The 18,618-nt window shown below is 67.6% G+C and carries 20 protein-coding genes; 13 read left to right on the top strand and 7 right to left on the bottom strand.

Translation table 11 applies throughout. The features are described 5' to 3' along the window. Nucleotides 1-10: 10 nt before the first annotated feature. Genes RIC54_RS15415 through RIC54_RS15425 form a run of 3 tightly spaced genes read right to left on the bottom strand, consistent with a single transcriptional unit; the run spans nucleotide 11 to nucleotide 2,973 of the window. Nucleotides 11-1,546: a tripartite tricarboxylate transporter permease gene (locus tag RIC54_RS15415; RefSeq protein WP_350098466.1), complete on the bottom strand. Its 1,536-nt coding sequence runs from the start codon at nucleotides 1,544-1,546 to the stop codon at nucleotides 11-13. A 3-nt stretch (nucleotides 1,547-1,549) separates the two neighbouring features. Beyond that, a complete protein-coding gene (locus RIC54_RS15420; RefSeq protein WP_350098467.1) occupies nucleotides 1,550-1,984 on the bottom strand; it encodes a tripartite tricarboxylate transporter TctB family protein in 435 nt (144 codons plus the stop codon). After that, nucleotides 1,981-2,973 (bottom strand): Bug family tripartite tricarboxylate transporter substrate binding protein, encoded by a 993-nt coding sequence (locus tag RIC54_RS15425; protein WP_350098468.1) that lies wholly within the window; start codon nucleotides 2,971-2,973, stop codon nucleotides 1,981-1,983. Before RIC54_RS15425 ends, RIC54_RS15420 begins: the two co-directional genes overlap by 4 nt. Before the next feature lie 164 nt (nucleotides 2,974-3,137). Between RIC54_RS15425 and RIC54_RS15430 the strand changes: the two genes are divergently transcribed. The 5 genes from RIC54_RS15430 (at nucleotide 3,138) to RIC54_RS15450 (ending at nucleotide 7,209) form a co-directional block, all read left to right on the top strand. After that, on the top strand, nucleotides 3,138-3,809 hold the full coding sequence (locus RIC54_RS15430) for a response regulator transcription factor (RefSeq protein WP_350098469.1): 672 nt from the start codon (nucleotides 3,138-3,140) through the stop codon (nucleotides 3,807-3,809). Continuing rightward, nucleotides 3,802-5,184 carry a sensor histidine kinase N-terminal domain-containing protein gene (locus RIC54_RS15435; protein WP_350098470.1) on the top strand — a complete coding sequence of 461 codons (1,383 nt, stop codon included), beginning with the start codon at nucleotides 3,802-3,804 and terminating at the stop codon, nucleotides 5,182-5,184. The genes RIC54_RS15430 and RIC54_RS15435 overlap by 8 nt, the downstream gene beginning before the upstream one ends. Further along, nucleotides 5,181-6,260 (top strand): ABC transporter substrate-binding protein, encoded by a 1,080-nt coding sequence (locus RIC54_RS15440; protein WP_350098471.1) that lies wholly within the window; start codon nucleotides 5,181-5,183, stop codon nucleotides 6,258-6,260. Before RIC54_RS15435 ends, RIC54_RS15440 begins: the two co-directional genes overlap by 4 nt. Before the next feature lie 86 nt (nucleotides 6,261-6,346). After that, nucleotides 6,347-6,721, top strand: coding sequence for a DUF4170 domain-containing protein (locus tag RIC54_RS15445; protein ID WP_350098472.1), 375 nt, complete (start codon nucleotides 6,347-6,349; stop codon nucleotides 6,719-6,721). 158 nt (nucleotides 6,722-6,879) lie between these two features. Beyond that, the gene (locus RIC54_RS15450) at nucleotides 6,880-7,209 is read left to right on the top strand and encodes a c-type cytochrome (protein ID WP_350098473.1); all 330 of its coding nucleotides are present in this window, start codon (nucleotides 6,880-6,882) and stop codon (nucleotides 7,207-7,209) included. A 4-nt stretch (nucleotides 7,210-7,213) separates the two neighbouring features. Here the strand turns inward: RIC54_RS15450 and RIC54_RS15455 are convergent, their stop codons facing one another. Next, nucleotides 7,214-8,602: an MATE family efflux transporter gene (locus RIC54_RS15455; protein WP_350098474.1), complete on the bottom strand. Its 1,389-nt coding sequence runs from the start codon at nucleotides 8,600-8,602 to the stop codon at nucleotides 7,214-7,216. Between the two features lie 179 nt (nucleotides 8,603-8,781). Continuing rightward, a complete protein-coding gene (locus RIC54_RS15460) occupies nucleotides 8,782-9,609 on the bottom strand; it encodes a DUF8453 domain-containing protein (protein ID WP_350098475.1) in 828 nt (275 codons plus the stop codon). A 288-nt stretch (nucleotides 9,610-9,897) separates the two neighbouring features. Here RIC54_RS15460 and RIC54_RS15470 point away from each other — a divergent pair, with 288 nt between their 5' ends. The 3 genes from RIC54_RS15470 to RIC54_RS15480 are packed head-to-tail and all read left to right on the top strand — an operon-like array spanning nucleotide 9,898 to nucleotide 11,025. Next, a complete protein-coding gene (locus tag RIC54_RS15470; RefSeq protein ID WP_350098477.1) occupies nucleotides 9,898-10,152 on the top strand; it encodes a type II toxin-antitoxin system HicA family toxin in 255 nt (84 codons plus the stop codon). After that, nucleotides 10,149-10,481, top strand: coding sequence for a type II toxin-antitoxin system HicB family antitoxin (locus RIC54_RS15475; RefSeq protein ID WP_350098478.1), 333 nt, complete (start codon nucleotides 10,149-10,151; stop codon nucleotides 10,479-10,481). Before RIC54_RS15470 ends, RIC54_RS15475 begins: the two co-directional genes overlap by 4 nt. Nucleotides 10,482-10,500: 19 nt before the next feature. Continuing rightward, the gene (locus tag RIC54_RS15480) at nucleotides 10,501-11,025 is read left to right on the top strand and encodes a GNAT family N-acetyltransferase (protein ID WP_350098479.1); all 525 of its coding nucleotides are present in this window, start codon (nucleotides 10,501-10,503) and stop codon (nucleotides 11,023-11,025) included. Between the two features lie 2 nt (nucleotides 11,026-11,027). Here RIC54_RS15480 and RIC54_RS15485 read toward each other — a convergent pair whose 3' ends face one another. Both RIC54_RS15485 and RIC54_RS15490 read right to left on the bottom strand, forming a co-directional pair. Continuing rightward, nucleotides 11,028-11,456, bottom strand: coding sequence for a GFA family protein (locus RIC54_RS15485; protein WP_350098480.1), 429 nt, complete (start codon nucleotides 11,454-11,456; stop codon nucleotides 11,028-11,030). 113 nt (nucleotides 11,457-11,569) lie between these two features. Continuing rightward, entirely contained in the window at nucleotides 11,570-12,475 is a 906-nt protein-coding gene (locus RIC54_RS15490; protein ID WP_350098481.1) for a LysR family transcriptional regulator, read from the bottom strand. A gap of 185 nt (nucleotides 12,476-12,660) precedes the next feature. Here RIC54_RS15490 and RIC54_RS15495 point away from each other — a divergent pair, with 185 nt between their 5' ends. The 5 genes from RIC54_RS15495 (at nucleotide 12,661) to groL (ending at nucleotide 17,968) form a co-directional block, all read left to right on the top strand. Beyond that, nucleotides 12,661-13,722, top strand: a complete 1,062-nt coding sequence (locus tag RIC54_RS15495) for a TauD/TfdA family dioxygenase (protein WP_350098482.1) — start codon at nucleotides 12,661-12,663, stop codon at nucleotides 13,720-13,722. A gap of 85 nt (nucleotides 13,723-13,807) precedes the next feature. Next, nucleotides 13,808-14,212 carry a PadR family transcriptional regulator gene (locus RIC54_RS15500; RefSeq protein ID WP_350098483.1) on the top strand — a complete coding sequence of 135 codons (405 nt, stop codon included), beginning with the start codon at nucleotides 13,808-13,810 and terminating at the stop codon, nucleotides 14,210-14,212. Between the two features lie 77 nt (nucleotides 14,213-14,289). Then, a complete protein-coding gene (locus RIC54_RS15505) occupies nucleotides 14,290-15,696 on the top strand; it encodes an FAD-dependent oxidoreductase (protein ID WP_350098484.1) in 1,407 nt (468 codons plus the stop codon). 287 nt (nucleotides 15,697-15,983) lie between these two features. Then, nucleotides 15,984-16,298, top strand: coding sequence for a co-chaperone GroES (locus RIC54_RS15510; protein ID WP_007680845.1), 315 nt, complete (start codon nucleotides 15,984-15,986; stop codon nucleotides 16,296-16,298). A 17-nt stretch (nucleotides 16,299-16,315) separates the two neighbouring features. Next, nucleotides 16,316-17,968 carry a chaperonin GroEL gene (groL, locus tag RIC54_RS15515; protein ID WP_350151173.1) on the top strand — a complete coding sequence of 551 codons (1,653 nt, stop codon included), beginning with the start codon at nucleotides 16,316-16,318 and terminating at the stop codon, nucleotides 17,966-17,968. The last annotated feature ends 650 nt before the right edge of the window (nucleotides 17,969-18,618 follow it).

The raw sequence follows: 18,618 nt of genomic DNA on the forward strand, positions 1-18,618 counted from the left end.
CGACCAGGGTTCAGTCGGGGTCGGCCTCCGCGGCGGCGCGCCGGACCGTGGCGCTCATCTTGGCCTGCACCACCTTGCCGAACACCAGCGGGGCGACGAAGCCGACGACCGCGAGGCTCCAGATCCCGATCGACAGCGGGCTGGCCACCAGGGCCGACCATTCGCCGTTGGAGATCGTCAGCGCACGCCGCAGGTTGTCCTCCATCTGGTTGCCCAACAGGATGCCGAGGATGATCGGCACCAGTGGCACGTCGAGCTTGCGCAGCACGTAGCCGAGCGCGCCAAAGCCGATCATCAGCATCAGGTCGAAGGTCGACCCGGAGATCGAGTAGATCCCGACGAACGAGATCATCGCCACCGCCGGCATCAGGATGTGCGGCGGCACCATCAGCACCCGCACGAACAGCCCCACCATCGGGATGTTCATCAGCAGCAGCATGAAGTTGGCGATGAACAGGGCGGCGATCAGCCCCCAAACCACGTCCGGGTTGTTCTGGAACAGCAGTGGTCCCGGCGTGATGTTCAGCGCCAGCAGCATGGCCAGCAGCACCGCCGTGGTGCCGGACCCCGGCACGCCGAGCGACAGCATCGGCACCAGCGCGCCGCCGGCGGCGGCGTTGTTGCCGGCCTCCGGAGCCGCCACGCCGCGCGGATCGCCGCTGCCGAAGGTGCCGGCCTTGTCGACCAGCCGCTTCTCGAAGGTGTAGGCGATGAAGCTGCCGAGCGACGCGCCGGCACCGGGCAGCACGCCCGCGACGAAGCCGAGGACGGTGCTGCGCACCATCGTCATCCAGGTCTTGGCGAGCGTGGCCAGCGGGACCGTGATGCGGCCGAGCGACACCCCGACCGCGGCGTCGGCGCCGCGATGTTCGAGAAACAGGAACACTTCGGAGATCGCGAACAAACCGACGATCGCCACCAGGAAGTCGATGCCTTCAAGCAGGTGAATCTCGCCGAAGGTGAAACGCTGGGTGCCGGTCGAACCGTCGATGCCGATCATCGCGAGGCCAAGGCCGATCGCGGCGGCCATCGCCGATTTCGACTGGTTGCGGCTGGAGATCCCACCCAGCGTGGCGAACGCCAGGGTGAACAGCGCGAAATACTCCGCCGGTCCGAACAGCAGGGCCAGCTTGACCAGGACCGGCGCCAGCAGGACCAGGCCGCAGGTCGCGAAGAAGCTGCCGACGAACGACGAAACGCCGGACAGCGCCAGCGCCTCGCCGGCCTTGCCCTGCCTGGCCATCGGGTAGCCGTCCAGGGTGGTCATCAGCGCCGGTTCGTCGCCTGGGATGTTCAGCAGGATCGAGGAGATCCGACCGCCGTACATGGCCCCATAGTAGACACTGGTCAGCAGAATCAGCGCCGGGGTCGCCGGCAATCCCAGGGTGAAGGCCAGCGGGATCAAGATCGCGACCCCGTTCGACGGTCCCAGCCCCGGCAGGGCGCCGATGATGGTGCCGAGGAAGCAGCCGAGGAAGGCCAACGCCAGGTTCTCCGGCGTCAGCGCAACCGCGAATCCCTGGGCCAGCAGCGCAAGCGTGTCCATGGTTCAGATCCCCAGCGGACCCTTGGCGAGCGACAGGCCGAGGATCAGGTGGAACACCACGTAGATCCCCACGGCGATGCCGACCCCGCACAGGATCGATTTCAGCGGCGTGTTGCCGAGCCGCCAGGAGAGTGCGGCAGCCGCAATGGCGGTCGCCGGCACGAAGCCCAGTTCGGGGAGCACGACGGCGTAGCCGACGAACACCGCGAGCGCGAGGGCGATTTCCATCATCGCCCGCGCACTCGGCCAGCCGGGAGCCGGGTCCGGCTTCACCAGCGGTACGATCGAGCTGAGCACCAGGAGGCCGCCGATGATCATCGGGAACGTCTTGGGGCCAAGCGGATCGAGGATGAAGCCGGTCTGGATCCGGGAGGCGCCGAACATGAACGCCAAGCCCAGAACCAGACAGACGGCACCGAGAACCCGGTCGGAGGTCATTTGGTGAGACCGATTTCCTTCGACAGCGCCGCGATGTCCGCGACCTGCTTGTTCACGAACTCGGTCAGCTGCGGGCCGCTCAGGCCGAACGGCATCAGGCCGTTCTGTGCCATCGTCGCCTTCCACTCGTCGGTGGCGTACAGCTTCTGGATGGCATCCGACCAGTAGCCGTAGGCATCGTCGGTCATCTTCCCGGGGCCATAGAAACCGCGCCAGTTGGCACCGACCACGTCGAGGCCCTGCTCCTTGGCGGTCGGCAGGTTCGACAGGTCGCCCGGCAGCCGCTCCGGCGACAGCACCGCCAGCACCCGCAGGTCACCGGACTCCATGAAGCCCTTGGCCTCGGAGATATCGCCGGTGAAGGCCTGGACGTGACCGCCCACCAGCTGGGTGACCGCCTCGCCGCCGCCCTGGAAGGCGACGTACTTCACGGCGCGGACGTCGTTGATGCCGGCGGCCTTGGCCGCGATCAGCACCTTCAGGTGGTCCCAGCCGCCGACCGCGCTGCCACCGGCAACGGCGACCGAGGTCGGGTCGGCCTTGATCTTGCTCATCAGCTCGGTCAGCGACTTGATCGGGCTGTCCTTGGCGACCGCGATCACGCCGTAGTCGGCACCGACGGTGCCGAGCCAGCGGACCTGATCAGCCGTGAAGCCCGAGTACAGGCCCTGCGCCAGCCGCGTGGTCGTCGCCGTCGACGCGGCGACCAGCAGGTCGCTGTCGTCGTTGCGCTTGGAGATCACGCTGGCGTAGGCGACTCCGCCGCCACCGCCGGACATGTTGACGACCTGAACCGGCTTCGGCGTCAGCTTCTGGTCGTACAGGCCCTTGCCGACCTGGCGGCAGGTGAAGTCCCAGCCGCCGCCCGGGTTGGCCGGCGCGATGCACTCGGTCTGCTTCGGTTCGAAGGCCGAGGCCGGCCCGGCGGCGAAACCGATTGCCAGAACGGCGGCAGCCGCGGCGCGGCTCGCCAATGTCAAACTCTTCATGGTGTTTCCTCCAACGGTGATCGTCAGCGGGGATTGGCTTTCCCCATCTCGCATTGGGTGCAATTGGTAAACGCTGAACCTGTCGCGAAGCTGTCACCGCGCCGGCGGTTCGCAATCGAGCGGGCGTCGTGCACAGTATTCGCCGGCCGCCAACGGGGAACGGCATGCGGATACTGCTGGTCGAGGATACCGAGGATGTCGCCGAGGCGGTGGTCGCCGCCTTCGCGCGCCACGGCCATGCCATCGACCACGCGGCCGACTGCGCCGCGGCCGAGGACGCGCTGGCGGTCCAGGACTACGACCTGGTGATCCTCGACCTGATGCTGCCGGACGGCTCCGGCCTGGACACGCTGCGCGCGCTGCGGGCGGCGCGCCGGACCACCCCTGTGCTGGTGCTGACCGCCCGGCTCGACGTGGACGACCGGGTGGCCGCCCTCGACAACGGCGCCGACGACTACCTGATGAAGCCGTTCGACCTGCGCGAGCTCGAGGCCCGGGCCCGCGCCCTGATCCGCCGGCAGGGCGACGAGCGCAGCGGCGTCATCGAGTACGGCAACCTGACCCTCGACGCCGCCGGCCGGACCGCCGCGGTCGACGGCCAGCCACTGGCCCTGACCCGCCGCGAATTCGGGCTGCTGGAAGCGCTGCTGGTCAACCGCGGCCGGGTCATGTCGAAGGAGCGGCTGTTCGACCGGCTGTTCTCGTTCGACGAGACCGAGGTCGGGATCAACGCCGTCGAGCTGTACATCGCGCGGCTGCGCCGCAAGCTGGCGGCCTCACAGGTCTCGATCCGCACGCTGCGCGGCCTCGGCTACCAGATCGAAAAACATGGCTAGGCGCCCGGCGTCGATCGCGCGGCGGCTGGCGGTCGCCATCACCCTGATCCTGGGAGCCGGCGGCCTGGTGGTCACCGTCGCCGCCTATGCCTACGGCCGGCAGGCGGCCGGCGAGGCCTACGACCGGCTGCTGGCGGGTGCCGCGTTCGAGATCGGCCGCTCGGTGTCGATCGCCGGCGGCGGCGTGGTGGTCGACCTGCCGGTGTCGGCGTTCGAGCTGCTGGCCCTGGCCCCCGACGACCGGGTGTTCTACCGGGTCGTCGACCGCGACGGCGCCACCGTCACCGGCAACGACGCGCTGCCGCCGCCGCCTTCGGTCGCCGAGGACGTGGCCTTTTACGTCATGGACTTCGCCGGCGAACCGGTGCGGCTGGCGGCGATCCGTCGGCGGTTCGCCGAGCGGGCCTACAGCGGCCCGGTTGACGTGTTCGTCGGCCACACCACCCGCGCCCGCTCGGCCCTGGCCTGGGACATCACCGCCAAGGCCCTGCTGATCCTGGCGGCGGCCGGGCTGGCGACGGTGGCGCTGGCGGCGTTCGCGGTCCGATCGTCGCTGCTGCCGCTGGCGCGGATCGAATCGGAACTGCTGGGCCGCGACCCCAAGGACCTGTCGCCGCTGCACGTCGACAGCCCGCAGGAGATCGAGACCATCGTCGCCGCGATCAACCGGTTCATGGAGCGGCTGTCGCGCCGGGTGACGGTGATGCAGACCCTGATCGCCGATGCCACCCACCAGCTGCGCACCCCGATCTCGGCCCTGCGCGCCCAGGCGGAGCTGGCAACCGCCGAGGACGATCCCGACCGGCTGCGCGGCATCGCCCGGCGGATCCACCAGCGCGCCGTCGGACTCGGCCGGCTGGCCGACCAGTTGCTGAACCAGGCGCTGATCATCCACCGCGCCGACATCGCCGAGCGGGAGCCCCTGGACCTGCGTACGGTCGCCGTGCGGGTGACCGAGGAGACCGACCACGACCTGCCGGACATGGGCCGCGAGCTCGGCCTGGAGTTGCCGGACGACCCGGTGATGACCCGCGGCGATTCGCTGAGCCTGGTGGAAGCTGCGAAGAACCTCGTGAACAACGCTTTCCGCCACGGTGCCGCCCCGGTGTCGCTGGCGGTTGCGGCCCTGCCCGACGGCGCCTCGGTCGAGCTGTCGGTCACCGACCACGGCCCCGGCATTCCACCGGACGACTGGCCGGACAGCGGCCGCCGGTTCGCCCGGGCGGCGGGATCATCGACCCAGGGCGCCGGCCTGGGCCTTGCCATCGTCAACGCGGTCGCCGAGGCGCATGACGGCAGCCTGGTGTTCTCCCGCACGCCCGACGGCCGGTTCAAGGCCGCGCTGCGCCTGCCCGCGGCCCGGGGGTCGCGATGATCCGCCACCTGCCCGCCGTGCTGACCGGCCTTGCCGTCGCGCTGACCGTGACCCTGGCCGCCGCCGACAACCGGATCGTCACGGTCGGATCGACGTGGGACGACAGCCGCCTGCGCCTGTCGATCCAGGGATCGACCGACATCGAGCCGTTTCTGCCGGTGATGGAGGCGTTCGCGAACCGCACGCCCGGCCTTGCCATCCGCTACGAGGAGATACTCACCAACGACCTGCACGACCGCTCGACCCGGGCCTGCCGGGACGGCAGGGCGGCGGCCGATCTGCTGATCAGCTCGGCGATCGACCTGCAGGTGCAGCTGGTGAACGACGGCTGCGCCCAGCCGCACGTGTCGCCGGGTACCGCGGCCCTGCCGGACTGGGCGAACTGGCGCGACGAGATGTTCGGCATCACCTTCGAGCCGGCGGTGATCGTCTACAACCGGCAGCTGGTGCCGCCGGCGCAGGTGCCGCGCTCGCGCTTCGACCTGATCGACGCGCTGCGGCCGGCCGACAACCTATTCCTCGGCCGGATCGCCACCTACGACATCGAGCGCTCCGGCCTCGGCTATTTGTTCGCCTTCGTCGACGCCCAGCACGCCACCACCTTCGGCCGGCTGATCGAGGCGCTGGCCCGCAACCGGGTGGTGGCGACCTGCTGTTCGGCCGACATCATCGACGGCGTGGCCGAGGGCCGCTACCTGCTGGCCTACAACATGCTCGGCTCCTACGCCCTGGCACGCGCCCTGGTCGACCCGCGGATCGGCGTGGTCGCGCCGGCCGACTACACCCTGATCCTGTCGCGCGCCGCCGTGATTCCCCGACGCGCCCTGCGCCCGGACCTCGCCAAGCGGTTCATCGACTTCCTGCTGTCTGCGGACGGCCGCCGGCAGCTGGGCGAGGCGTCGCTGATCGTCCAGGTCGGCGGCACCGAGAACGAGGAGCATCCGCTGCTGTCGGCCGGCGCGTCGACCCTGTGGCCGATCCCGTTCTCGCCGGCCCTGCTGGTCGGCCTGGACCGGCAGAAGCGCCGGCTGTTCCTGGAGTTGTGGCGCTCGTCGGTGACCCAGGCCCGCGATTGATCCGCGCGCGATGCGGTGACCCGCAATTGAACCACGGCACCCGCTCCGCTATAGGGGCCGCCATACGGCACGGATCGGAGGCGGTGATGGCCTACTGGGTGATCGGCGGCAAGTACACGGACACCAGCTTCACCTTGATCGAAGGCGGTGACGCCGAGGAGAAGGTCGGCCCGTTCAACGACTACGAGACCGCCAAGTCGATCTGGGGCAAGCTCGCCTGGCAGCACGTCGACGACGCCCATGTGCGCTACCGCATCCTGCACGAGGAGGCGACCGAGTTCTGGCTGGTCGGCGGGGTCTACAAATCCACCGACTTCACCGAGACCATCGACGGCTCGCCCGAGACCAAGATCGGCCCGTTCGCCACCTACGAGGAAGCCAAGAAGCTGTGGCAGCAGAAGGCCTGGGAAACCGTCGACGACGCCCACTCGCGCTGGCGCATCGAGAAGATCAGCCACTAAGGCGCCGCCGCTCCCCCGGTTCTCGAACCGGGAAGGCCGGCCGTCCGACCGACAATTGAGCGAGGTCAAACATCCAGGTCGCCTGCGCAGGCTATCCTGGTCGTGACGCCTCGCGGCAGAGCTGCGGGGCAGCCGGGTCACGACGGACGGAGGATGCCATGACACGCGGCTTTACGGCCCTCGCCCTGCTTGGCGTATTCGGAGTCGCCCCGCTCCCCGCTATCGCCCAGGGCGGCGGTGACGCGCAGGAAGGCCTCGGCTTCGCCCGCAAGGTCTGCTCAAGCTGCCACGCCGTCGAGGACACCGAAACCCGGTCCCCGGTGGCGCGGGCGCCGGCGTTCTTCGCCATCGCCGACGTGCCCGGCATGACCGAGACGGCGCTGTTCGCCCTGCTGAGCACGCCGCACAAATCGATGCCGAACCTGATCCTGACGTCCGACGAGATCCGGGCGGTATCCGCCTACATCCTCAGCCTGAAGCGGCTCTGATCGCTTATCCCGCCATCCGCCGGCTTACGATCCGGAACCGCCAGGCCAGCGCCGCCCACACCACGGCGAGGCCGAGCGCCAGCCCGCCCCACACCCCGACGCCGCCGAGGCCGAGCGGGAACGCCAGCACCACCGCCCCGCCGATACCGAACACCCAGTAGCCGACGATCGCGATCATCATCGGCACGCGGGTATCCTTGAAGCCGCGCAGCGCGCCCGCTGTCACCGCCTGCCCGCCGTCGGCCAGCTGGAACAGCCCGGCCATCGCCATGAACGACGCGGCATAGCCGATCGCCACCGCCCCGTGGGCGTCGTCGGCGCTCAGGAACAGCCCGGCCAGCGGCCGGCCGGCGAGCACGAAGACCAGCGCGAACGGCACCACCACCAGCACGCCGACCACCATCGCCACCCGGCCGGCGCGCCGCGCGCCCTCGTGGTCGCGCCGGCCGATCGCCAGCCCGACCCGCACCGTGGCGGCCTGCGCGATTCCGAACGGCACCATGAACGCCAGTGCCGTGTACTGGATCGCCACCGCGTGGCCGGCCAGGGCGTCGACCCCGATCAGCCCGATCAGGAAGCCCGACGCCGCGAACAGCCCGGATTCCGCCAGCTTGGTGAAGCCGATCGGCAGGCCGACGGCCCACAGCTCGCGGTAGCGCGGCCAGTCGGAGCGCCAGAACCGAACCAGCAGGTGATAGCGCCGCCAGCGCCGGTCGGTCAGCACCAGCGCCAGCAGGCCGAAGAACATCGCCGCCTGCACGATCGTGGTGGCGAGGCCGAGGCCGAACAGCTCCATCCGGGGAAAGCCGAACTTGCCGAACATCAGCACCCAGTCGGCGAACGCGTTGACCCCGATGCCGCCCAGCAGGATCCACAGCGCCAGACGCGGCCGCGAATGGGCGGCGATGAAGTTCCGCAGCAGGCTGAACCCGGCCATGAACGGAAAGCCCCACATCGCCCCGTGGGCGTACTCGGCCGACTGCGCCGCCAGCAGCGGGTCTTGGCCCAGCACGTGAACCAGGATCGGCTCGGCGTACCAGAAATACAGCCACGCCGGCACGGTGACCGACACGATCAGCCAGAACCCCTGGCGGGCCGAGCGGCGCACCCCCTTGTAGTTCCGCGCGCCCAGTTCCTGCGCGAACATCGCCGAGGTGGCGAACAGGATGCCGATCACGGTGATGTACATCGGGAAGAACAGGCTGTGGCCCAGCTGCCCGGCAGCCAACGCGTCGGCGCCGAGCAGCCCGGTCATCACCACGTCGGTGGTGTTGAGCGACATCTGCGCGATCTGGGTGAGCGCGATCGGGATCGACAACGCGACGGTCGCGCGGACCTCGTCCCCGAGGACGCGGCCTGCGCCACCGCCACGCACGGTGGTAACGAATGACATTCGGGGCTCCGGGCACCGCCGTCCGGCGACGGGCCTATCCCGCTTTAGGTGTGGGGGGTCAGGGGGTCAAGGGGAATCGCGGAGTTGGGTAGTGAACGCACCTAGCCGTGACATGGGCGCGGTTTTGGGCTGCGCTGGCTGTACTGGTCGCGTGTCTCGCGAGTGGTGAGGCGCGGGCGTTAGGTGACTATGCCTTTTTGCATATCGGCCTTCAGGAGATGGACGTTAGGCGCCACGATTTCACTCGTAAAGTTCAAACCAACAACTGTATATGGGGCGACTGTCGTATGTACTTTCTCGTCTCCCACAATTCTGTAGGCGATGAATACAGCAAAAAACGGAATAACTGGAATACCAACCTTCTTCGGCCGCTTCATTGCCTCGGCGAGTTTTCTTCGGTCAAATACAAGTACTTGATTTTTACACTCTGCTTCATCTGGAAATATTACAGATTGAGAATAATTGGAGAACTCTATACACTTTAACAGTGTTTTATCAAACTCTCGATTGGCAATCGATTCATCGTCATTCCAAAAAAACGTATCAATCATCATATAGACATTTTGCGCTGGTGTTTTTCCAATGTTCTTTATGCTAAGATTTATAACTGATTGAGCGCCCGCGAGATTAAAAACAAATTTACTTTTCACTTCAGGGGTATCTATCTTCAGCCAGGCCCTATTCTCGGCGGCGGAAAGTTTGCGAGTGGCGTCAAGGGTCTTATAAATAGCGAGGACAGCCCACCCGCTGAGGCCGGCAGCTACGACACTCATCGCAGCCATGACCCATTGCGGGTAGGTGTCGCCCAAAACTCGGATCTCGACCTGCTGGTTAGGCTGGGGTTGCTGGTGGGGTTGGGGGGCGACAGCTTGGGCGCCTGCATGTGGTGGGGGGCTCGGCGCGGCGCTGACTTCAATCGGTTCCAGTGGGCTTTCTGGCTGTCGTTCCTCTGGCTGCTGCTGGTCTTCCTGGCGACCTTCGGAGAGCCGGCTTGCCGGGGCTTGCACAGCGACTGCGGCCCGTTCCTGGATGGTCTCTTGGCTCTCGCATGGCCCAACGCCAGCAGTTAGCAGAACGACGCCCGCAATCAGGCATCCTCTAACCGCAAGACGGTGCAACCGATTGCCACGAGACATTGGACAAGGACGCCGCTGAGAATCCCCCACGGCTGATCTTGTTCGCCGGATTGCGTTCTGTCTCGTGAATTCCGTGCATGCCGTGTGGTTCGCGACACTTCGATCATCGATGGCGCCTAGCTTGCATAAATCGCAAGCAGTTCCTACATTCACCATGCAATGAACAGCAGGCATCGACGAACCCTGGCTGCCGTCTTCACCGACCCGGTGCCGGGCACCGTCGATTGGTCGTCGATCGAGGGCCTGCTGGTGGCGGCCGGCGCTCGGGTGATCGAGGGGCGCGGTTCGCGGGTGCGGTTCGAGAAGGATGGCGAGGTCGAGACGTTCCAACGCCCGCACCCCGCCAAGGAAGCCAAGCGTTATCAGGTTCGCGCTGCCCGCGCGTTCCTGGAACGGATCGGAGTGACGCCATGACCAACACCATGACCTACAAGGGCTACTCCGCCCGGATCGAGTACGACGACGAGGACGGCATCCTGACCGGCCGGATCGCCGGCATCCGCGACGGCGTCGGCTTTTACGCCGACACGGTGGACGCTCTGCGCGCCGCGTTCCACGAGGCGGTCGAGGACTACATCGAGACCTGCGAGCGGGTCGGCAAGGAGCCGCAGAAGGCCTATTCCGGCCAGGTCATGTTCCGGGTCAGCCCCGACGTGCACCGCCGGGCCGCGCTGGCCGCCGAACTGGAAGGCAAGAGCCTGAACCAGTGGGCCGAGGAAGCGCTGGACCGGGCGGCCGGCTGAACGGAAGCGGAGCGCCATCGTGATCCTGCACACCGAACGCCTGCGGCTGGAGCCGTGCAACGCCGGGCAGTATGACGGGCTGCGGGTGGTGAACACCGACCTGGAAGTCATGCGTTTCCTGGGCGGCGCGCAGACCCCGGAGGAAACCCGCGCCTGGATCGAGCGTGCCGAGGCGGGTTGGGCCGCGCTGGGGTATTCGTGGTGGTCGTTCATCCTCGCCGAATCCGGCCGGATCGTCGGCGCCGGCTGCATCCAGCACATCGAGAACGACCCGGCCAAGGCGGTCGAGATCGGCTGGCGGCTGCTGCCCGACACCTGGGGCAAGGGCTACGCCACCGAGGCCGCCCGGGCGATGGCGGCGTTCGCGTTCCGGGAACTGCCGATCAGCGAGCTGTTCTCGAACGCCGATCCGCAGAATGCCGCCTCCATCCACGTCATGCAGCGGATCGGCATGCGGTTCGTGGGGCGGCGGCACTACTACGGCAGCGAGTGCGCGACCTATGCGATGGACCGGCCCGGACCGCCGGACGCTCCGGGCCGCTGATCCTATTCGGGGACCAGTTCGCCGGAGCCGCCGACCTCGGCCGGGAAGTCCTTCAGCTTGGGCAGCCCGTCCCTGATCGGCAGCACGGTCTCGGCATAGTGCAGGTGGACGCTCGGCTTGAACGCCACGCTCGGCAGGGCGGCGGCGCAGACGTCGACCAGGCCGAACGTCGGGTGGTCGGTCATCAGGTGGCCGCCGCACTTGGTGCAGTGGTGCCGATCGCTGATCCCGGTCTTGTTGAACCGGCCGATCAATTCGGCGCCCCTGGTGACCCGGACGCTGTCGGCCTTCCACAGGGTGAAGGCCATCACCGGGGCGCCCGAGTAGCTCCGGCAGGAGTTGCAGTGGCAATAGCCCATCTCCAGCGGCGCGCCGGTCGCCTCGATCTCCAGCGCCCCGCAGAAGCAGGTCCCGGTATGCGTGTCGGCCATGTGATCTCCTGAACTCGTTGCAGAGGGTTCGCGGCGTCGGAGGCCGCGGTTTCCCGGGCGGATACTCCGTCCGCGCGATCCTTGCAACGCCAACCAGACGTCGGCGTCGGCCATTATGAAGTGCCGGACCCCGCCGGACCGGCGAACGCCGCCAGGGCGGCCTCGATCACCGGTCGGGCCGCGCGGTCGCGGCGCCACACCAGCACCAGGTCGCGGTGGATCGGCGGGTCGAGCTGGCGTACGTCGACCCGGCGGGCGGCGGCGTCCTCGCGGGTCGCCATCTCGGAGATGACCGACCAGCCGAACCCGGCCCGCACATAGGCCATCTGGGCATCGGAACTGCCGATGTCGGTGATGCGGATCCGGTCGCGGTCGGCGCCGTCGAGCCAGCCGTCGATCGACCGGCGGATCGCGCCGGCCCGGTCGTACAGGATCACCCGCCGCCCCTCCAGGTCGCGCGGCGTCACGCTTCCGGTGGTCGGCGCCTGGGACGGCGGGGTCACGCACACCAGCCGGTCGCGATAGAACGGCCGGGTCTGCAGGTGCGGGTCGTGCACCGGCGCGGTCAGCAGCCCCAGGTCGATCGAACCATCCAGCACCCCGACCACCAGGTCGCCGGTGTTGCCGGTGACGATGCGCAGGTCGATGCCGGAATGGCGCGCGGTCAGCTCGGACACCACCGCCGGCAGCAGGTAACGGGTCGAGGTCGCCCCGGTCGCCAGCACCAGCGTGCCGGTCACCGTCGCCTGCATCAGGGCGATCTCGTCGAGGGCGGCGTCCAGGGTGGCCAGCGCCCGGTCGGCGGCGGCGATCAGCACCGCACCCTCGGCGGTCGGCCGGGCGGTCTTGCCGATCCGCTCCAGCAGGCGGGCGCCGAGCTGCTGTTCAAGCTGGCGGATCTGGTTGCTGACCGCCGGCTGGGTCAGGCCGAGGGTGTCGGCGGCGGACGAGAAGCCGCCGGTGCGCGCCACCTCGCGCAGCGCCCGCAGGCGGTCCAGGGACGGCAGATGGCGTCGCACCGTGGGTTTCTCCCGCACACGACCAGTAGATTCTGAAATGATTATCATCAGAAACAACAATTTCAAAAATAGCTGGATCGCCGCGATCCTGGACCCCGTCGCCACGCACCGGCGAACCGGAGGGACCCGCGATGAACTCGATCAGCCCCGCCCCGACACCAGAGGCACCGACGCAAGCCGTTCCCATGCCCACGGCACCAATCGGCGGCAGCTTCGCCTGGACCGCAGCGGAGGTGCTGCAGCGCGACGACTGGATCTGCCGCATCGAGGAGTCCGACGTGGCGGAGATCGACGCCGCGGTCCGGTTCACCCGCGCCCAGGGTCTGGCGATCCAGGACATCGGCCGCGACCAGTTCCCGCTCGGCCGGCTGACCACCCGGCTCGGCGCGCTGCGCGCCCAGATCCGCTCCGGCCTCGGGCTCGGCTACATCAAGGGCCTGCCGGTCGATCGCTACGACCGCGAGACCCTGATCCGGATCTACTGGGGCCTGTGCCGCCACCTCGGCGACCCGGTCACCCAGAACCGCAACGGCCACCTGCTCGGCCACGTGATCGACGTCGGCGACGCGGTCGAGGACCACAACAAGCGGCTGACCCAGACCAACGCCGAGTTGTGCTTTCACGCCGATTCCTGCGACGTGGTGGCGCTGTTGTGCATCCGGCACGCCCGCACCGGCGGCGAGAGCCTGATCGTCAGCGCGGTCGCGGTCCACGACGAGATGATGCGGCGGCGGCCCGACCTGCTGCCGGAGCTGTACCGGCCGATCTACATGGACCGGCGCGGCGAGGTGCCGCCGGGCAAGCTGCCCTGGTTCGGGGTACCGCTGTTCAACTGGCACGGCGGGCTGCTCAACGGCTATTCGCCGGTGCTGCAGTACATCGAGTCGCTGAAGCGGTTCCCCGACGCACCGCGGATGTCGAACGCCCAGCGCGAAGCGCTCGACCTGTACTTCGCGATCTGCGAGGAGGACCGGTTCTGCCTGCGCCTGCCGTTCGAGCCCGGCGACATCCAGTTCCTGCAGAACCACGTGGTGTTCCACTCGCGCACGTCCTACGAGGACTGGCCGGAGCCGGAGCGCCGCCGGCACCTGATGCGGATGTGGCTGTCGCTGCCCGACGGCCGCCTGCTGCCGCCGGCCCTGGCCGAGAAGTGGATCAACATCGAGCCCGGCACCCGGCGCGGCGGGGTTCCGACCACCGCGGCGCCGGTGATCCCGGAAGACCCACTGACCAAGGCCTATGCCTGATCGGTGGCGGCGGGACTCACTAATATATCGGTGGATGATATATTGCCCCTTGATAGGTTAATCGCGGCGATCTATCTTTGCGGTCATGAGCAACGCCCTGCGCGCACGACCGGCGGCCACCCCGAAGGCCAACGAGGTCGACTACACCGATCCGAAGTACTGGAACGGGCTCATCAAGATGAGTCTGTCGAAGTTCTTCATCCTGTGCGTCCTGAACCGCCAGCGCATGCACGGCTACGACATCACCAAGGCGGTCGAGGACACCACCCAGGGCTGCTGCTCGCCGACGCCGGGCGCGCTGTATCCGGTGCTCAAGGAATTCGAGGCCGGCGGCTACGTCACGGTCGAGCACGAGGTGGTCGGCGGCCGGCAGCGTAAGGTCTACGCGATCACCGACCGGGGCCGCGAGGCGTTCCGGGTCGCGGTCCAGGCCTGGACCGAGGTCGGCGCCTGCATCACCGCCGGCGGCAAGGACGCCTGCTGCGGGTGAGCGTTTTTTTGAGCTTCAGTATCACCCATCGATATATCGATGGCCAATAAGGAGGTTTGGACGTGGGTGTGGAAAGAATGACAAGCGCGGCGTTGCCGGTCGCCATCATCGGTGCCGGTCCGGTCGGCCTGGCCGCGGCGGCGTACCTGTCGGAGCGCGGCCTGCCGTTCGTCGTGCTGGAGGCCGGCGCCGCCGCCGGTGCCGCGATACGGGAATGGGGCCACGTCCGGGTGTTCTCGCCCTGGCGCTACAACATCGACAAGGCATCGCGGCGCCTGCTCGACGACGCGGGCTGGACCGCGCCCGACGACGAGGCGCTGCCGACCGGCCACGAGATCGTCGACCGGTACCTGGAGCCGTTGTCCCGGCACGCCGCAATCCGGCCGCACCTGCGGTTCGGCGCACGGGTGCTGTCGGTGGGGCGCAAGGACTTCGACAAGGTCAAGACCGAGGGCCGGGACAGCCAGCCGTTCGAGCTGCATCTGGCCGACGGTAGCACGCTCGATGCACGGGCGGTGATCGACGCCTCCGGCACCTGGCGGTCGCCGAACCCGGTCGGATCCGGCGGCGTGCCGCTGCCCGGCGAGCGCGAGTACGCGGACCGCTTGGCACACGGCATCCCGGATGTCCTCGACCGGGCGCGGTCGCGCTACGCCCGCAAGCACGTGCTGGTGGTTGGCAGCGGCCATTCGGCGATGAACGTCATCCTCGACCTGATCGCGTTGCAGGAGGATGAACCGGAAACCCGGATCACCTGGGCGTTGCGCCGCGACAGCTTCAACACCGTGTTCGGCGGCGGTGCCGCCGACGCGCTGCCGGCCCGCGGCCGGTTGGGAACCCGGGTGCGCGCCGCCATCAAGGCCGGCCACCTGCAGGCACTGATGCCGTTCCGGGTCCGCGGGATCGACGGCGGCGGCGGGCTGCTCCAAGTCTCCGGCATGCTGGGCGACGTCCCGCACACCACCGTGGCCGACGAGGTCATCGTGACCACCGGCTTCCGCGGCGATCTCGACATGCTGCGCGAGATCCGGCTCGGCCTCGACCCGTGGCTGGAGGCGCCGACCCTGCTGGCCCCGATGATCGACCCGAACCTGCACAGCTGCGGCACCGTCCGCCCGCACGGGGCCCGGGAACTGGCGCATCCCGAGACCGACTTCTTCATCGCCGGCATGAAGTCCTACGGCCGGGCACCGACGTTCCTGATGGCGACCGGCTACGAGCAGGTGCGCTCGATCGCCGCCTGGCTGGCCGGCGACGCCGAGGCGGCGGCCCGCGTCGAGCTTGAGCTGCCGGAAACCGGGGTGTGCAGCGTTGCGCCCAAGGTGGCGGAACCGGCGGCGGGGTGCTGCGGCGGACCGGCACCCGCCGGGACAGACGCCTGCTGCGTCCAGGATGCCGAAGCCAAGGCGGTCGGAGAATCAGGTTGCGGCTGCAGCAAACCGAAAGCGGCCGTTCCCGAGCGGCAGCCGGCGGGTTGCTGCTAGTGAGGCGGCCTGCGGTCCCGGGGCTGGCTCCGGGGCCGCAGCCCCTTAGGCTTTGGTCCCGGCCATTCCGTAGGGCGAAGAACGGGTATACACATTCTCAAATATAAACTTCGCGAACAATTCGTATTATATTACCGTGCGTTACGATTTTATTTTATTGAATCACTGTTTTCTCTGACCGACCCGCCATCGTATTCAAGACGGCGACCCCCACATCCTGGACATATGCTGGCACTCCCAAGCGGTGAGTGCCAAACCTTCGGAAAATCGGGTCGAGGAGACCATTTATGAAACTGCGTCCATTGCAGGACCGGGTCCTGATTCGCCTGATCGAACAGGTCTCCAAGACCCCGGGCGGCATCATCATTCCCGATACGGCGAAGGAAAAGCCGGTGGAAGGCGAAGTTCTCGCCATCGGCCCCGGCGCCCGCGACGAGCGCGGCGCGCTGTGCCCGCTCGACGTCAAGGTCGGCGATCGGGTGCTGTTCGGAAAATGGTCCGGCACCGAGGTCAAGATCGACGGCGAAGAGCTGATGATCATGAAGGAAACCGACATTCTGGGCATCCTCGCCCAGGGCGCAGCCAAGAAGCTTGCCGCTTAACCTTTCGGAGATCGAACATGGCTGCCAAGGACGTCAAATTCAGCACGGACGCGCGCGACCGTATGCTGCACGGCATCGATATTCTCGCCAACGCCGTCAAGGTGACGCTAGGCCCGAAGGGCCGCAACGTGATCCTGGCCAAGTCCTACGGCGCTCCCCGGATCACCAAGGACGGCGTCACCGTCGCCAAGGAGATCGAGCTCTCGGACAAGTTCGAGAACATGGGCGCGCAGATGGTGAAGGAAGTCGCCAGCCGCAGCAGCGACATGGCCGGCGACGGCACGACCACCGCAACGGTTCTGGCCCACGCCATCGTGCGCGAGGGCGCCAAGGCGGTCGCGGCCGGCCTGAACCCGATGGATCTGAAACGCGGCATCGACATGGCCGTGGAAGCGGTCGTCGCCGACATCCAGCGGGTCGCCAAAAAGGTCTCGACCAACGCCGAGATCGCCCAGGTCGGGACCATCTCCGCCAATGACGACCGCGAGATCGGCGAGATGATCGCGAAGGCCATGGCCAAGGTCGGCAACGAGGGCGTGATCACGATCGAGGAGTCGAAGTCGCTGCAGACCGAACTCGACATCGTCGACGGCATGCAGTTCGAACGGGGCTATCTGTCGCCCTACTTCGTCACCAACGCCGAGAAGATGATCTGCGAGTTGGATGAACCCTACATCCTCCTGCACGACAAGAAGCTCCCGGGGGTTCAGGCCCTCCTGCCGTTGCTCGAGGCGGTGGTGAAGAGCGGCAGGCCGCTGCTCATCTTGGCCGAGGACGTCGAGGGCGAAGCGCTGGCGACACTGGTCGTCAACAAGCTGCGCGGCGGCCTCAAGGTGGCTGCGGTCAAGGCGCCGGGCTTCGGCGACCGCCGCAAGGCCATGCTGGAAGACATCGCGATCCTGACCGGTGGCCAGGTCATCAGCGAGGATCTCGGCACCAAATTCGAGAACGTGACCCTCGACATGCTCGGCACCGCCAAGAAGGTCCGGATCGAGAAAGACAACACCACGGTCATCGACGGGGGTGGCAAGAAGAAGGCCATCGAGGCCCGCTGCACCCAGATCCGCGCGCAGATCGAGGAAACCACCTCCGACTACGACCGCGAGAAGCTGCAGGAACGTGTGGCCAAGCTCGCCGGTGGTGTTGCCGTCATCAAGGTCGGCGCGGCCACCGAGGTCGAGATGAAGGAGAAGAAGGCACGTGTCGAGGACGCCCTGCATTCGACCCGCGCCGCGGTCGAGGAAGGCGTGGTCCCCGGTGGTGGCGTAGCGCTCCTGCGCGCGCAGGACAAGGCGCGCGGCGCCAAGCCTGACAACCAGGACCAGCAGATGGGCATCAACATCCTGGTGCGCTCGCTGGAAGAGCCGATCCGTCAGATCGTGGCCAACGCCGGCGAAGAGCCGTCGGTGGTCGTCGCCAAGGTCGCCGACGGCAAGGGCAACTTCGGTTACAACGCCCAGACCGGCGAGTACGGTGACATGATCGAGATGGGTATTCTCGACCCGGCCAAGGTCTCGCGCACCGCGCTGCAGAACGCGGCATCGGTCGCCTCCCTCATCCTCACGACCGAGGCCATGGTGGCCGACGCACCGAAGGACGAGAGCGCCGGCCCGGCAATGCCGGATATGGGCGGCATGGGCGGCATGGGTGGTATGGGCGGCATGATGTAAGCGCCCCGGCACCCTGCCGAACCGAGAGAACCCCGCGCTTGCGCGGGGTTCTTTTTTTTCTGCCCCACGCTACCCCGCAACGGGGCGGCGAAGACTCCGGCGCCGATCCCCGCATCCACCAGGCCGCCGCGCCGCGCGAGGTCCGGCAGCGCCGCGCCCTTCCTCGATTTCCTGCCAGCCATCCAGCATCCGCACGGCACGTTTCGCACGTCGCGCTCGCGCCCTTCCGGCACGCCCGTTTACTTGAGCCAAGCTCCTGGCGCGGTCGTCAACGCGCACCACGATGGCGCCCGCGCGCACACACGTGCACCGCGGCGACTGGCAGCAGCACTACACGACTGCCAATCACTGCTTACGTTTCCGTTGCTTGGATCCGCGAGTTGAAGCGTGTGCTGCTGGCATGGTAATTGGATTACATACATCGACGAGCACACTCAAGGAAATCGCCGTCTCCCGCCGATACATCGGTAGAGAGCGAACGCAATCGATACCGGAGGTAAGCATGACCACCATCGATTCGAGTCTGATCACCACGACCAGCATGCGTGCCTATTTCAGTGATGCACTGGCCGCCGCCACACGCAACCAGGATGTCGCACTCAAGGACGCGACCTCCGCTTACGTGATCAACCTGCTCACCGCCTACTGTC

The sequence above is a fragment of the Thalassobaculum sp. genome (assembly GCF_040219215.1).
Lineage (GTDB): Bacteria > Pseudomonadota > Alphaproteobacteria > Thalassobaculales > Thalassobaculaceae > Thalassobaculum_A.